The sequence below is a fragment of the Paraburkholderia rhynchosiae genome (assembly GCF_002879865.1).
Classification (GTDB): Bacteria; Pseudomonadota; Gammaproteobacteria; order Burkholderiales; family Burkholderiaceae; genus Paraburkholderia; species Paraburkholderia rhynchosiae.
This window is the reverse complement of the sequence record NZ_PNXY01000024.1, coordinates 35,835-48,856: the sequence shown is the minus strand read 5'-3', so window position 1 is coordinate 48,856 and position 13,022 is coordinate 35,835. Positions and strand designations below refer to the sequence as shown.

16 protein-coding genes are annotated in these 13,022 nt (G+C 63.8%); 7 read left to right on the top strand and 9 right to left on the bottom strand.

The features are described 5' to 3' along the window. Positions 1-361: 361 nt before the first annotated feature. Both C0Z16_RS26980 and C0Z16_RS37515 read right to left on the bottom strand, forming a co-directional pair. Complete coding sequence (locus tag C0Z16_RS26980) at positions 362-1,024, bottom strand: DUF1345 domain-containing protein (protein ID WP_102635118.1); 663 nt, start codon at positions 1,022-1,024, stop codon at positions 362-364. Between the two features lie 293 nt (positions 1,025-1,317). After that, positions 1,318-1,581 carry a hypothetical protein gene (locus C0Z16_RS37515; protein WP_146014357.1) on the bottom strand — a complete coding sequence of 88 codons (264 nt, stop codon included), beginning with the start codon at positions 1,579-1,581 and terminating at the stop codon, positions 1,318-1,320. Between C0Z16_RS37515 and C0Z16_RS26970 the strand changes: the two genes are divergently transcribed. Together C0Z16_RS26970 and C0Z16_RS26965 are read left to right on the top strand one after the other, a co-directional pair. Next, entirely contained in the window at positions 1,568-2,722 is a 1,155-nt protein-coding gene (locus tag C0Z16_RS26970) for a c-type cytochrome (RefSeq protein WP_102635116.1), read from the top strand. The two genes, C0Z16_RS37515 and C0Z16_RS26970, sit on opposite strands and share 14 nt — an antisense overlap. A gap of 145 nt (positions 2,723-2,867) precedes the next feature. Further along, a complete protein-coding gene (locus tag C0Z16_RS26965; RefSeq protein WP_102635115.1) occupies positions 2,868-3,605 on the top strand; it encodes a metallophosphoesterase in 738 nt (245 codons plus the stop codon). 22 nt (positions 3,606-3,627) lie between these two features. On the opposite strand, the gene C0Z16_RS26960 is transcribed toward C0Z16_RS26965, so the two are convergent. Further along, positions 3,628-4,329, bottom strand: a complete 702-nt coding sequence (locus C0Z16_RS26960) for an RES family NAD+ phosphorylase (protein WP_102635114.1) — start codon at positions 4,327-4,329, stop codon at positions 3,628-3,630. Further along, positions 4,326-4,763 carry an MbcA/ParS/Xre antitoxin family protein gene (locus C0Z16_RS26955; RefSeq protein WP_102635113.1) on the bottom strand — a complete coding sequence of 146 codons (438 nt, stop codon included), beginning with the start codon at positions 4,761-4,763 and terminating at the stop codon, positions 4,326-4,328. The genes C0Z16_RS26960 and C0Z16_RS26955 overlap by 4 nt, the downstream gene beginning before the upstream one ends. Positions 4,764-4,877: 114 nt before the next feature. Here C0Z16_RS26955 and C0Z16_RS26950 point away from each other — a divergent pair, with 114 nt between their 5' ends. Beyond that, positions 4,878-5,471: a hypothetical protein gene (locus tag C0Z16_RS26950; protein WP_102635112.1), complete on the top strand. Its 594-nt coding sequence runs from the start codon at positions 4,878-4,880 to the stop codon at positions 5,469-5,471. A gap of 176 nt (positions 5,472-5,647) precedes the next feature. On the opposite strand, the gene C0Z16_RS26945 is transcribed toward C0Z16_RS26950, so the two are convergent. Then, positions 5,648-6,499, bottom strand: coding sequence for a LysR family transcriptional regulator (locus C0Z16_RS26945; protein ID WP_102635111.1), 852 nt, complete (start codon positions 6,497-6,499; stop codon positions 5,648-5,650). A 99-nt stretch (positions 6,500-6,598) separates the two neighbouring features. On the opposite strand from C0Z16_RS26945, the gene C0Z16_RS26940 reads away from it, so the two are divergent. Both C0Z16_RS26940 and C0Z16_RS26935 read left to right on the top strand, forming a co-directional pair. Beyond that, positions 6,599-6,982 (top strand): tautomerase family protein, encoded by a 384-nt coding sequence (locus C0Z16_RS26940; protein WP_102635110.1) that lies wholly within the window; start codon positions 6,599-6,601, stop codon positions 6,980-6,982. Positions 6,983-7,105: 123 nt separating this feature from the next. After that, positions 7,106-7,942, top strand: a complete 837-nt coding sequence (locus tag C0Z16_RS26935) for a TOBE domain-containing protein (RefSeq protein ID WP_102635109.1) — start codon at positions 7,106-7,108, stop codon at positions 7,940-7,942. Positions 7,943-8,109: 167 nt separating this feature from the next. On the opposite strand, the gene C0Z16_RS26930 is transcribed toward C0Z16_RS26935, so the two are convergent. From C0Z16_RS26930 to C0Z16_RS26915, 4 genes are all read right to left on the bottom strand, one after another. Beyond that, the gene (locus tag C0Z16_RS26930) at positions 8,110-8,820 is read right to left on the bottom strand and encodes a sulfate/molybdate ABC transporter ATP-binding protein (protein WP_102635108.1); all 711 of its coding nucleotides are present in this window, start codon (positions 8,818-8,820) and stop codon (positions 8,110-8,112) included. Between the two features lies 1 nt (position 8,821). After that, positions 8,822-9,496, bottom strand: coding sequence for a molybdate ABC transporter permease subunit (gene modB, locus C0Z16_RS26925; RefSeq protein ID WP_102635107.1), 675 nt, complete (start codon positions 9,494-9,496; stop codon positions 8,822-8,824). A gap of 48 nt (positions 9,497-9,544) precedes the next feature. Then, complete coding sequence (gene modA / locus C0Z16_RS26920) at positions 9,545-10,327, bottom strand: molybdate ABC transporter substrate-binding protein (protein WP_102635106.1); 783 nt, start codon at positions 10,325-10,327, stop codon at positions 9,545-9,547. Between the two features lie 131 nt (positions 10,328-10,458). After that, the gene (locus C0Z16_RS26915; protein WP_102635105.1) at positions 10,459-11,160 is read right to left on the bottom strand and encodes a phosphatase PAP2 family protein; all 702 of its coding nucleotides are present in this window, start codon (positions 11,158-11,160) and stop codon (positions 10,459-10,461) included. A gap of 338 nt (positions 11,161-11,498) precedes the next feature. Between C0Z16_RS26915 and C0Z16_RS26910 the strand changes: the two genes are divergently transcribed. Both C0Z16_RS26910 and C0Z16_RS26905 read left to right on the top strand, forming a co-directional pair. Beyond that, positions 11,499-12,689, top strand: coding sequence for an extracellular catalytic domain type 1 short-chain-length polyhydroxyalkanoate depolymerase (locus C0Z16_RS26910; protein ID WP_102635104.1), 1,191 nt, complete (start codon positions 11,499-11,501; stop codon positions 12,687-12,689). A gap of 106 nt (positions 12,690-12,795) precedes the next feature. Beyond that, a complete protein-coding gene (locus tag C0Z16_RS26905) occupies positions 12,796-12,972 on the top strand; it encodes a DUF3563 family protein (protein WP_013342022.1) in 177 nt (58 codons plus the stop codon). Positions 12,973-13,022 lie beyond the last annotated feature (50 nt).

The window sequence follows — 13,022 nt, the reverse complement described above, 5'->3', positions numbered from 1 at the left end:
TGGTCAATGTAGTGCAAAGATCGTCACGCCGCTGGCCAGTTAACGGGTGCCTGGACGCCAGGTGCCGAGGCATAAGCCGGCCAGAACTGTCTGCGGAAGTCAGCAAAGGCTGTGCCAGTGCGGTCGGGCGGACCCTAATCGAAGGGGACCGTGGGTCTTTATGGCGAGGCTTGCGGTTAAGGGCTGTGCGAGGGCCGGCCCGGTGGCATGCGCGCGTGTAAAACGGGCGGGCCCGGTCCGCGTTTTACATGGGGCTTACCGGGAGGCAGCAGCAGGAGTTACCGCGTGAATTCGAGCCATGGCGAGGAGGCGGCTAGCCTCGCGTGAGGTGACCTCACGCGACGTGGCAGATCCGCCGAAGTCACGAACCGAGCAGGCCAGCCGCGATGTTCACGCACAAGCCGAGCACGGCGACGTTGAAGTAGAACGACAAAACCGATTGGGCGAGCGCGGCGCGACGAATCGTACGTGAGCGCAGAACAACATCGGACGTCTGCGAGGCAACGGCGATCGTGAAAGAGAAGTACAGAAAGTCCCAATAGTCCGGCATCAGCGACTGATCGGGGAACAAAAGCGGCGTCTCCTGCGCGCCGGTATCGTAGTAAAGCCGCGCGTAGTGCAGCGTGAAGATGGTGGGAATCATGAACCACGCGCCCATCAGCGTGAGCCCGGTCAGCGCGTAGTGCCATACCGTCGACGCACCCGCTGTGCCCTTCGCGGAGGCAAGTTCGAGCACGATTGCGGCAATGCTCGCGACGGTGGCCACGCAGATCACGATCAGCACGACACCTGCGTTCTCGTCGTCGCGGCGGGCGGAGTCGCGCACGCGGCTTTCGCCGGCGGCGGCCATGTGCGCCCAGATCAGCAACAGGTAACTCCACACCGTGCTGTCCCAGCCGGCCAGTACGCGGACCATGGGGCGCGGGTGTTCCGGCATTAGCGCTGCGACGACGATGCCGATCGCCAAAGCGATCCACAGGCGCGGACGATTACGAAGCGTTTTCGGATAGTGCTTGATGAACATGGATAGAGAGCTGAGCGCTTGGGTGTCGCGGATTCTACTCGTGCATTGCGCATCATTTGGCGAATCAGCGACACGCACGCTATAGTCTTTCGCAACCGACTGCGTGCCCTTTCAGTTGAAAGCCGATTGACAGTACAACGCAATGCAGTACCAGGTGCTTGCGCTTTCTCGCGCGATTCCATCACGAGACCGCTTCAGCGGCGCCAGACCGGGTTTGGGGTAGAAAGACCGACGCGCCGCGCGGCATCGCATCGTCGCGGTGTCGCGTCGGACAATGACTCATGATCGACCCATCATCTGGAGCCCCCCATGACAGATGTTCCTGAGAACAACAATGTGTGCCGCGAGCCTTCGCATCCGTCCGCATTGTCTTCGTCAGATTCGTCCCGGTTCTCACAGGCAGCTTCGTTTTCCGCTTCGTCTTCTTTGTCTTCTTCGCGCAGGGCACGGGTGCCCGACGCATGCGCTATCGGATCGCGGCCTTGTCGCTGAAACTTGCTGGCAAGCTCAAGCGTGAAATCTGAGCACGAACGGATAGCCACCATGACGAAGAACATCGCTCGCGCGCGGTCGCTTCATGCGCCCGTCGACAGAAGCGACGCGCGTCGACGCGTCCGGTTCGCGACGCTTGCGGCGCTCTTTTCGCTGTTCGCGTTGTATGTCGCGTGGTACGAGTCGCACCGACCCAAGGTGCAGCGTAACGACGAGCTGCCGATCGCCCAGGCCCATGCCGACGACGCATCTCAATCCGCCGATGCGACAGCCTCGCCAGCCGCAAGCGATCTCGTCAAGCGCGGTGAATATCTCGCGCGCGTCGGCGATTGCGCGGCTTGTCACACGGCGGACAAGACGCGTCCTTTCGCGGGCGGGCTCGCAATCGATACGCGGTTCGGCACGATCGTGACGCCGAACATCACGCCCGATCCGGACACCGGCATCGGCCAATGGACCGACGAAGATTTCTTGCGCGCGATGCATGAAGGCATCGGCAAAAGCGGCGAGCGCCTTTACCCGACGTTTCCCTACGTTGAGTACACCAAGGTCGCGGAGCATGACGTGCTGGCGATTCGCGCTTATCTGAACACGCTGGCTCCGATTCACTACACACCGCGTCCCAACAGCCTGAAGTTCCCTTTCAACCAGCGCTGGCTGATGGTGTTCTGGAACATGTTCAATTTCACCGAAGAGCGCTTCGTTCCCGATCCCAGGCAAAGCGCCGAGTGGAACCGCGGCGCATATCTCGTCGAAGGGCTTGCGCATTGCGAGGAATGTCATACGCCGCGCAATTTCACGCGGGGCCTGAAGTCGGATTCACGTTTGTCGGGCGCCGTGCAGGCCGGCTGGCATGCGTACAACATCACGCCGGACAAGAAGAGCGGCGTGGGCACCTGGAGCGACGACGAACTGCAGACCTATCTGTCGACGGGCGCCGTGCCCGGCCGCGCCAAGGCCGCCGGTCCAATGGCGGCGGTGGTTGCCAGTAGCACGCGATATCTGACGCGTGAAGACCTTCGCTCGATCGTGCAGTATTTGCGGTCGGTGCCGCCGGTCAGCGGCGGCGAAACGCGTGCGCGCCACCAGCGTGGGCTGGCCGCCCAACCGGTCGCCGCCGTCACGAACCACGTGACGAGATCGTTCGGCAAGCCGCAGTCGACCGTGTCTGCGGACCAGCTTGCCAGACTGCGAACCCAGCAATAGCGCACCGAAAACAGCCTGTTTCCCAGTAAGCTTTGCCGCGAATACGCCGTTTTCGCGTGGTTTCGTGTCAATTTTTCGCTCGCGACTGCCACGATACGAGAGGCAGCGCGCATACGCCTCGGTGATTGCGCATTATCATGAGCGTATGGCTTCCGTACTCGACACCTCTGTTCAGCACCATTCGGCCAACCGGAGCGGCCGCGACTTCGTGGTCGGCGATTTGCACGGTTGTGTCGATGCATTGCGCTATCTGCTGCGCCTCGTTTCGTTCGACCCCGCGCGCGACCGGCTGTTTTCGGTCGGCGATCTGGTGGATCGCGGCGAGCATTCGGAGCAGGCTTTGGCGCTGCTCGACAAGCCGTGGTTCTTCGCCGTACTCGGCAATCATGAAGACGCACTGTGCGCGGTCGCCGATGGCCGGTTGCGGCGTCAATGGTGGTATGGCATTGGCGGAGCGTGGGCCGCCAATCTGCCCGACGAGAGTTTGCGGCGCTACGCAGAACGGCTACGCACGCTGCCGCTTGCGCGCGTGGTCGGCAGCGGCCAGGAGCGTTTCAATGTTCTGCACGCCGAATTCTTCGGCACCGACGCCGAGCTCGACGCAGGCAACTTTTCCGCCGAAATGCGCCAGCAATTGCTGTGGGGACGCGAACTCGCGGTGGGCAACGGCGACCCGCAACGGCAGCGCGGTCTGTCGCTCACTTACTGCGGTCATACGCCGATGCGCGACATCAAGCAGATCGGCTCGCAGGTGTTCATCGACACAGGCGCGTTCGGGCCTGGCGGCAGGCTGACTATCGTCGAACCGATGGCGTTGCGGCGCTGGTCCATTTCAGTGGAAGAAGCGCGCGCTGAAGGCGCGGCGGCGCTGGCGCTGCCCTGATTCCGCGGCTGTCGAAACACTCTCAGCCGACCTGGCTGAGTTCGAACACCATATCGACGCTCGTGCCGTTCCAGTTGTATTCCAGATACGCCGCGTGACGACAGTCGCGCAGCAGCGTTGTCTTGAACGCGGCGAGACACTCGCCTTCGGCGTCCCGCACCGACGGATATACGGTGCCCGGCGCGCCGGCCTCGCGCACCGAGCGCCCGAGCGACTGGCCGGCGAGATAGTCGTCCGGCGAGAGCACCGCGAGATCGAGCGTCGGGTCGCCACGAAGGTCGACCACCTCGCCTTGCGCCAGGACGGTGTAGAGACGCATCTGCTGACGCATCGGCGGCTCGGCGGTGGCTTCCAGAAATTTGCCAGTGTGATAACGCGTTTCGGCGATGGCCGTGGCGCGCGAGCGGCCGCAGTAGAACACGCCATAAGTGCCGTCGGAAAAACGGCTGCCTAGCGGATTCAGATGGGTGAGCGCGGCCATGATCGGTCCATAGCCCGGCCCGAAGCGGCGTTCTTCGCGCGGCACGAGATCGAGATCGCCGACTTCGGTGCGCAGGCGGTCGTTGGTCATTGCTTCGAGCGCATACAGCGCGTCGAAATCTTCCGGCGATGCCACCCGGTCGAACAGATTGACGGCCGGAAAGCGCGTGGGAATCACGCGATATGCGGGCGACCAATCCAGTGGCGCGCTGCGCCAGCGGTCCTGCCAATGCGGTTCTGTCACGCCCAGCCGCCTCGCATTGCGTCGAGATACTGGCGCACGGCCACGAGGTCGCTGATATTTCCGGCCAGCATGCGATCCAGCGCGCGGCGGCCGCCGAACGGCGGCGCGCTGTTGGGGCGCTTGATCCAGGTGTCGGCGGCACTGGCTTGCGGCAGCAGAATTTGCAGCGCCTTGTAGATGCCCAGCAGCAGCGACAGGCGTTCGAGCGTGTCGCGGCCGAGGCGGGCCGTTTCGGGCGCCGCTTTCCATTTGAAGTAAGTGGAACGGCCTGGCGCGCCCAGGAGGACGATCTGCTCATCGGCGCTTAGGTCCCAGTCTCGTGCGATGTTGAAGAATGCGCGCAAGCCCGCTGCGGACATTTCCGTAAACGAGGGTTCTGAAATTGCCCGACGGATCGGCGCTTCAGGATGGGTGGCGCGGGCGGCGTGTGCCATGAGCGGGAAAGTCCTTATATGTACTTATCGATAATGTTAGTCCAATTCGGGATTTTTGCAAGGGAATATAATGCCGGCTCGTCATGAGAGTCGAAGATTGAGGAGAAGCGGGAGATGGGGTTTCGAGCGTTAGCAACGGCGATTGCGGTGTGGTGCGTGTCCGGCGCGGCAATGGCTGGCGGTTACACCGAGGTGTGGAATCCGCCTGAGATTAGCGGGCATGCTGCGAAACACGGAGTGGCCAAGGCGCCGTCCGGCAGTGGGTCGAAAGGCGTTTCGAAGACCGTTAGTAAGCACGCGACGCCGCCGATTGCGTCGGCGTCGGATCGCAGCGACAAGTCAGGTACGCGCGGCGGCGCGAAGCAGGTGGCGAGCAAGAGCGCTCATCAAGCCCCGGACGCGGGGGGCGCGAAGCCGAGGCCAAAGGCAGCGATCGTCGCGCAGAGCAAGAAGCCCCATGCCCAACTTATCCACACGAAGCCCGGTCAGGCGAAGCCCATGCATGCCAACTTCATGCAAGGTAAGGCAACGCACGCTGGGCCGATCAAGGCCGCCGTGGCCGCGAAAGGGAGAAGTGAAGGCGCAAAGCCGGCGGTAGTCGAGACGAAGGCGCCGGCTCCGTTCGCGAATGCTGCCGTTGAGCATACGGAAGCAACGGCGAACCCGGCGATGGCCCGCAGCGGCTCACTTCCGCCTATCCTGCACTGACCGCGAAAGCCGAAAGCCGAAAGCCGAAAGCCCAAAGCCCAAAGCCCAAAGCCCAAAGCCCAAAGCCCAAAGCCGGAAGCCGGAAGCCGGAAGCCGGACAGCCCAACAGGTGCACAGTCGCACAGTCGCACAGTCGCACATGCAGTGTTTTGCGGACCACCGCCGCTCGAAGCAGTTCAACCGCTCGCCAACCCGTTCGTCACCAGCCGCAACGTTTCCTTCGAGCGCTCGTCCCTTACGCGGGAGTGCAACGTCACGCGCGACTCCGGCAGCGGCGGCAAACCGAGCCGTGCGCCGACATCGATCAAACCGCGCGGCGCTACCCTGCGCGCCAACGGCGACACCGCCAGCCCCGCCGCGACCGCCGCGCCGACAGCCGCAACGCCGCCGCCGACGAACACCTCCTGCCATGCCACCGCCGCGTCCGTCAGCGTACGAAGCGCCACGTCGCGCACGTTGCACGGCGGGCTCAACAGCGCGAGCGCCAACGGCTCGCCGACCCGCGGCAGCCACGCTGGCGTCGCCAGCCAGCCGAGCGGTTCGCTGAACAGCACCTGAGCGTCGTCGCGCGGCGGTTCGTCGGCGCCATAGCGGACGATCACCGCGTCGAGACGCCGCTCGGCGAATTGCGCGAGCAAAGCGGCGGATGTGCCCAGGTGGAGTTCGACCACCAGCCCCGGATCGTGCGCGTTGAGCCGCGCCAGCAATTGCGGCAAATCCGGTCCCGCAACATGCTCGCTGAGCCCCAGCGAAAGCCGCCGACGTTCCACCGAGAGCGACCCCAGCGCCCGTTCATGCGCGTTCAACAGGTCACGCGCGGCGCTGAGAAACGCCTTGCCGTCGACGGAAAGGCGCACCACGCGCGGCGTGCGCTCCAGCAACTGCTTGCCGAGATGCGCTTCCAGCCGCTTCAGCTTGAGACTGACGGCGGATTGCGTGGTGTCGAGCGCGTCGGCGGCGCGCGTGAAGCTGCACAGATCGGCGACCAGCACGAACGCTCTGACGGCATCCAGATCGAGGACTTTCATTTCAATCCAACATAGATGAAATAGCGGGTGATGTCTGTTTATTATGACTGCGGCGGCCTAAGCTGGGTTCACGTATCCACCACATCGAAGGAGTTCGTCATGCCTTTTACCCGAATCGCTTTGCGCGGCGGCAAGCCCGCCGAATATCGGAAGGCGCTCACCGACAGCATCCAGCGCTCGCTGGTTGCAACCTTCAACGTGCCGAAGGACGACATCTTCATGTTGATCACCGAGCACGACGCCAGCAATTTTGTGTATGACAACCAGTACCTGAACGTCCAGCGAACCGACGACCTCGTGATGATCCAGATCACAGTTAGCAACACACGCACGCTCGAACAGAAAAAGGCGCTCTACAAGCGCATGGTCGATGAGCTTGCGGAGTCGCCGGGGTTGCGTCGAGAGGACGTGCTGATCAATCTCGTCGAAGTGCTGAAGGAGAACTGGTCGTTTGGCAACGGGATTGCGCAGTACGCGGTTTGAGCCGAGTCGGTACGGTACGGCCAGGCAAAGCGGCTATACCCGCTTAGCCGTTGCAGCCCGTGGCCGCAGCGCCGGTCGCTATAATGATTTGCTGTCCTTCATCATTTATCGACCGCCCTCGCCATGGCCTCCGACCGCAACGATCCGTCCCACGAACCGCTGGAACTCGGCGGTTCCGTCTGGTTCCAGGCGGGTGCCAACACGCTCGGCGGCGCGTCGCGAATCGCGCTGCTCGCGGCGATCGGCGAAACCGGCTCGATCACCAGCGCCGCGAAGGCCGTCGGCATCAGCTACAAGGGCGCGTGGGACGCCGTCGACGCCATGAACAACCTCGCCGGCGAGCCGCTCGTCGTGCGCTTGACCGGCGGCAAGGGCGGCGGCGGCACCACGCTGACGCCGCGCGCGCTGAAGCTCATCGAGACGTTTCGGGCAGTGGAGCGCGAGCACCGGCGCTTTCTGGAGCGCGCGGGTGCGGCGATCGAAGGTTTCGCGACAGACTGGGATCTGATCGGCCGGATCGCCGTAAAGACGAGCGCGCGCAATCAGCTGTACGGCACGGTATCGCACATCACGCGCGGCACGATCAACGACGAAGTCTCGCTGACGCTGCCCGGTGGCCATACGATCGTCGCCGTCCTCACGCACGAGAGCACCGAAGCGCTCGGTCTGGCCGTCGGATCGGCGGCGTTCGCGCTCATCAAGGCGTCGTGGGTCGTACTGTTGGTCGAAGACGAAAGCGGCGCGCCGCTGAAACTGTCCGCCCGCAATCAGTTGCGCGGCACGGTGCAGAGCGTGAAGCTTGGAGCGGTCAATGCGGAGGTGTCGCTGGTCCTCGGAGGCGGCGCGGTCATCACCGCAGTGGTCACCAACCAGAGCGCTGAAGCGCTCCGTCTCGCGGAAGGCGCGAGCGCCGTCGCGGCGTTCAAGGCATCGAGCGTGATACTTGGCGTGAAAGACTAGGGGGCGAAGGGGGCGGAGGGCGAAAGCGGCGATCGCGCCGCGCTTCAAGCGCTCAGTATCACGGTGTTGCGTGCCGATGATTGCAACCAACTCCGCGAAAGCGGCAGCGGCGGTTTGCTTGCAGCGTTTCTAGCCAGTGTGCAGGCGCCGTATCGTTGCCTCGAACCTTACCGAGACCCGGTCTCGCTGCGCGCATAGCGGCTGAATGCCTGATTCTCGCGAACGCGACCGTCGCTGATCTGCACGACCTGATCGCCGAAGGCGGCGACGTCGTCGGGATCGTGCGTGATCAACACCATCGGAATATCCAGCCGCGTTTGCAGTTCCGACAGTTCGAGCCGCATACGCTGACGCAATGCGCTGTCCAACGCCGAAAACGGCTCGTCCAGTAACAGCAGTTGAGGTTGCGCGACCAGCGCGCGCGCGAGCGCCACCCGCTGTTTCTGTCCGCCCGAAAGCTGCGCCGGATAACTGCCCGCGACACTGCGCAAGTCCAGCGCATCGAGCCAGTAGTCGACCTGCGCAAGCACGCTGCGCGCGCGCGGATTGAGCCAGCCCTGCTGCAAGCCAAACCCGATGTTTTGCCGCGCGTTCAGATGCGGAAACAGCGCGTAGTCCTGAAAGAGATACGCGACCTTGCGCGCCTGCGGCTTCTGATCGACGCCGCGCGCGCTGTCGAAGAGCGCCTTGCCGTGCAGTGTGATCGCGCCTTCGTCGGGGCGCAGCAGACCGGCGATCGCCTGCAGCGTCAGACTCTTGCCCGCCCCGGACGGGCCGAACAGCACGACGCGCTGCGTGGTCGCGGCAAAGGCGACGTCGAGCGTGAAGCGGCGCTCAGCGCTCGCGAAAGTCTTGCGGATGTCGACGGTAAGCGGCATGTCAGCGGGAAGCCAGAAGCGTGTGCTGCGGCACCAGACGGCCAGCGAGCAGCAGAATGACGACGCAAGCTGCCGACGTCACGAGCACCAGAAAATTCGCGGTGACGTCGTCGCCGGCTTGCACGGCTGAATAGACCGCAACGGAAAGCGTCTGCGTGCGGCCCGGTAAGTTCCCCGCGATCATCAGCGTAGCGCCGAATTCGCCGAGCGCCCGCGCGAACGCCAGCAAACCGCCGGCGAGAATGCCGCGCGCGGCAAGCGGCAGGCTCACCCGAAAGAAGACCGCCGTCTCGCTGACGCCGAGCGTGCGCGCGGCGCGCTCGAGTTGTGGATCCACGGCTTCGAAGGCGGCGCGCGCGGACTTCAGCACGAGCGGGAAAGCGACCACCGTCGACGCGATCACCGCGCCTTGCCAGGTGAACACCAGTTGAATGTCGAAGCGGTCGAGCCAGGCGCCGATCACGCCGCGTCGTCCGAGCAAGACGAGCAGGTAGTAACCGAGCACCGTGGGCGGCATGACGAGCGGCAGCATCAGCAATGAATCGACGACGTCACGCGCGCCCGAGCGCCAGCGCGATAAAGCGAAACCCGTCGCGACGCCGAATATCAGATTGAGCGCAGTCGCCCAGCCCGCCACTTTGAGCGACAGCATTAGCGGAATCCAGGCCTGTTGCATGATCGTGCGCGGTCCGTGTCGGCGTGATTGCTTAGTGGATTAGCGGGATTAACGAGCTTGGTGGGCGGGCTTGAAGCCGTACTTCGCGAGCACCGCCTGACCGGCCGGCGACAGCACGAAGTTCACGAAGGCTTGGGCGTTCGCCGCATGACGGCTGCCTTCGACTTGCGCGATGGGGTAGGTGATCGGCGTTTGCGTCGGCACGGTCAGCGCGACCTTGACTTTGCCGGGGATGATCGCGGCGTCGGTGCCGAACACGAATCCGGCGTCGACTTCCCCACGCGACACATAGTCGAGGCTTTGACGCACGTTCGCCGCGAGCACGGCCTTCGCGCTCACGGCGTCCCAGACGCCGGCGGCCTGCAGCGCGCCCTGCGTGTATCGGCCCACCGGCACGGAAGCCGGATCGCCATACGCGACCCGTTTCACATTCGACGATGTCAGCTCGTTCACGCCGGCCGGCGCAAAACGGCTGTCCGCCGGCACGATGAGCACCAGCGAATTGGCGGCGAAGTTCTTGCGCGTAGCCGGCACGATGACTTTTTCGGCTGCAGCCTTGTCCATCGCCTTCTGATCCGCGGATGCGAACACGTCGGCGGGCGCGCCTTTGGCAATTTGCTGCATCAATACGTCCGACGCGCCGAAGTTCAACAGCACTTTCGTGCCGGCGTGCTGCTGTTCGAACGCCTCGCTCACCGCTTTGAACGCATTGGTCAGGCTGGCGGCGGCCGAGACAATGAGTTCGTCGGCGCGCGCGTTCGCGCTAAAGGCAACGGAGATGGCGCTGGCAATTAACAGCGCTCGTTTCAGCAGGCGGCGGGACAGTGTCATGAAAGTTTGAAGGCCCGGCGTGTGCCGGCGCGGTGGTTAAAACGCACATCGTAATATACATGAGGTTATAGCGCTGGCATGAAGAGCATTCAACTGCTTACATGAAGTGGTCCGCAAACGAGGAGGGGAATTCAGACGTTCAACGAGCGTGGCGGCGCGAGCGTGTTGAGGGTCTGCGAGAGGGGCGCCACGGCAGAGCGGACATTGCGCACGGCCTTCCATTTGGCGCGGATGAACGGCCGGTCGTGGCCGGACACCTTCAGCGCGATGTGGGTCACCCAGCGCTGGGTCGGCACATGAACGCCATGCATCAGCACCGCGAGCACCATCAGACTCGCGGCGACGGGAAGCGCGGAAAGCCGCTCCGGTTCGGCGTTCCAGGCCATGCGCACAAACAGCAGGGCGGCTAGCGCGCCGACGAGACATCCGGTAATCGCTTCGGAAGGCGAGTGGGCGCTCAATACGACGCGCGACAAACCCACGGCCATTCCCGCGGCAAGCCCAACGAGTACGCCCAGCACGCGAATGGACGGCCGCGTGCGCAAAAGCATCAGAAACAGGCTGACTGGATAAACGGCCGTGGACAGCATCGCGTGGCCGCTGACACCCGTGAAATCCAGTTCGCGCACCCCGACGCCCCAGCCGAGGAACGCGAGTTTTGTCGCCGTGACCACGCCGATCGCCGCGCCGAGCAACAACAGCCAGCCGGCCGCCATGCGCCACGTGTAGCCGACCGCCAGCCACAGCGCGATGGCGAGCGCCAGCGGCAGCGTCATGCCGGCGGCGCCAAGGCTGGTGATCGAGTACCACAGATGGGCTGATAGGTCGGGCATCGAAAAAAGGCGATCAGAGCCGCATAGAATCGGGGGAAACAACAATGCAACGCGCGAGCGGCACCAATCGCCGACGCGTCGGGTAACCGCCAGTATAGACAGCGGCCGCCAGGCATATTCTCTGCGCAAGAAAGCTTTTTGCTTCCGGACGTTCGGTGCGTAACAAGCGTCGAAAGTGCTTTGATGCCGGTCACGCTGCAAGGTTCATCGCGGCGAACTGCCGGTGCAGGATTCGTTTCATGTCCTCTGCATGGCATGAGGATTGATGTTATTGTGCATTGCACAAGAAAGGCATTTGCACTGAATAATCCTGCCCCTTTTTGCGAGGTTTTGCGCCGATGGCAAAAAGTCTATCGAAGATCTGGCTCCGCGGGCTGAAGCGCCTGCTCGCGATCCAGACCGAGCACGCACACAAGACGGCCAAGCGTGCCGCGACGCGCCCGGCGCGTCCGGCGGCCAGTAAGCCGTCGACCAAAGTTCGCCCGCTGAAGACCACCGCAGTTCGCGCGCCGGCCAAACGCGAGGCGCCGCTTGCGACCGCGCGCGAATCGCGTGTGCGCCCGCGCGCAGCGGCTTGGGCGGGCGGCTCGTGGACACGTTCGTTCCATTCGGCGCCCGCCTCGCCTGGCCGGCTGGTCAATCATCTCCAGTATGGCTTGTATGTGCCGCCCGGCCACGCTCTTGAGGCGATGCCCGTGGTGGTCATGCTGCACGGCTGTACCCAATCGATCGACGAATTCGCGCAAGGCACGCGGATGAATGTGCTGGCGGACCGCTTCGGCTTCGCTGTCGTCTATCCGGAACAGTCGAAGCATGCGCATTCGCACCGCTGCTGGCATTGGTACGACGCGGGCGACAGCGCTGGCGGCGCGGAGGCCCGCGCGGTGGTGTCGCTCGTCGATGCGCTGGTCGCGCAGCATGGTTTTGACAGCGAGCGCGTGTATGTCGCCGGAATTTCGGCGGGAGCGGGGTTGACGGCGCTGCTGGCGCTGCATCATCCCGAGCGGTTCGCCGCGGTGGCGCTGCATTCCGGGCCGGCTTTCGGCGAGGCGCGCTCCGGCATCACCGCGATGGACGTCATGCGGCGCGGCGCGCGGCGCGAACCGGTGGAACTCGTCGACGAGGTCGCCGATGTCGCCCATTATCCGGGCATGCCGGCGATCATCATCCACGGCGACGCCGATCATGTGGTCGCGCCGGTCAATGCCGACCAGCTTGCGACGCAGTTTCTCCGTCTGAACCGCATGATCGACCCGAAGGGCGCACGTAAATCCGGCGAACTGCGCGAAGAGCGTAAAGGCGGCGTGACGATGCGCGATTATTTCCGCAGCGGCCGGCGGGTCGTGCGCGTGTGTCGCGTGCAGGGACTCGCCCATGCCTGGAGCGGCGGAGATGACGCCGTGCCATTCCATTCCGCGAAGGGTCCAGACGCTAGCGCCATCGTATGGGAATTTTTCAAGCATCAGCGGCGCGTGGGCGCTGGTTTGATCGAAAGCGCCGCTGCAGAGGCCTCTGCCCACGCCCGGTGACGCTTGAGCAACACTTCGAAATGAATGTTGGCATAGTCCTAGGGTTCTCCCTATAATACGGGTTATCCCCTAGGCGCTAACGCCTAACTCATTGCCGAGGTTCACCATGTATCTGCTTACCCGCCTGTTCCTGTTTCTGACGAAGTCGCCCGAACAACTCGCGAAAGAACGCGCTGACGCATTCCTCGCCGAAGCGACCGACCTTTACGACCTTGAATTCCGCATGCGCAAGCTGGATCGCGAAGCGAACTTCCGTCAGCCGTCGTGGATGAGCCAGCACTAAGCTGCGCGTCAGTTGAAGCATCGGCGGGTCGTGATGACGCCGGTGCGGGG

Coding starts and splice junctions, on each gene's coding strand:
- modB (WP_102635107.1), bottom strand. CDS start 9,496: ATGCAACAGGCCTGGATTCCGCTAATGCTGTCGCTCAAAGTGGCGGGC.
- C0Z16_RS26955 (WP_102635113.1), bottom strand. CDS start 4,763: ATGGCACACGCCGCCCGCGCCACCCATCCTGAAGCGCCGATCCGTCGG.
- C0Z16_RS37515 (WP_146014357.1), bottom strand. CDS start 1,581: ATGTTCTTCGTCATGGTGGCTATCCGTTCGTGCTCAGATTTCACGCTT.
- C0Z16_RS26915 (WP_102635105.1), bottom strand. CDS start 11,160: ATGCCCGACCTATCAGCCCATCTGTGGTACTCGATCACCAGCCTTGGC.
- C0Z16_RS26935 (WP_102635109.1), top strand. CDS start 7,106: ATGGCCTCCGACCGCAACGATCCGTCCCACGAACCGCTGGAACTCGGC.
- C0Z16_RS26980 (WP_102635118.1), bottom strand. CDS start 1,024: ATGTTCATCAAGCACTATCCGAAAACGCTTCGTAATCGTCCGCGCCTG.
- modA (WP_102635106.1), bottom strand. CDS start 10,327: ATGACACTGTCCCGCCGCCTGCTGAAACGAGCGCTGTTAATTGCCAGC.
- C0Z16_RS26950 (WP_102635112.1), top strand. CDS start 4,878: ATGGGGTTTCGAGCGTTAGCAACGGCGATTGCGGTGTGGTGCGTGTCC.
- C0Z16_RS26970 (WP_102635116.1), top strand. CDS start 1,568: ATGACGAAGAACATCGCTCGCGCGCGGTCGCTTCATGCGCCCGTCGAC.
- C0Z16_RS26945 (WP_102635111.1), bottom strand. CDS start 6,499: ATGAAAGTCCTCGATCTGGATGCCGTCAGAGCGTTCGTGCTGGTCGCC.
- C0Z16_RS26940 (WP_102635110.1), top strand. CDS start 6,599: ATGCCTTTTACCCGAATCGCTTTGCGCGGCGGCAAGCCCGCCGAATAT.
- C0Z16_RS26905 (WP_013342022.1), top strand. CDS start 12,796: ATGTATCTGCTTACCCGCCTGTTCCTGTTTCTGACGAAGTCGCCCGAA.
- C0Z16_RS26965 (WP_102635115.1), top strand. CDS start 2,868: ATGGCTTCCGTACTCGACACCTCTGTTCAGCACCATTCGGCCAACCGG.
- C0Z16_RS26910 (WP_102635104.1), top strand. CDS start 11,499: ATGGCAAAAAGTCTATCGAAGATCTGGCTCCGCGGGCTGAAGCGCCTG.
- C0Z16_RS26930 (WP_102635108.1), bottom strand. CDS start 8,820: ATGCCGCTTACCGTCGACATCCGCAAGACTTTCGCGAGCGCTGAGCGC.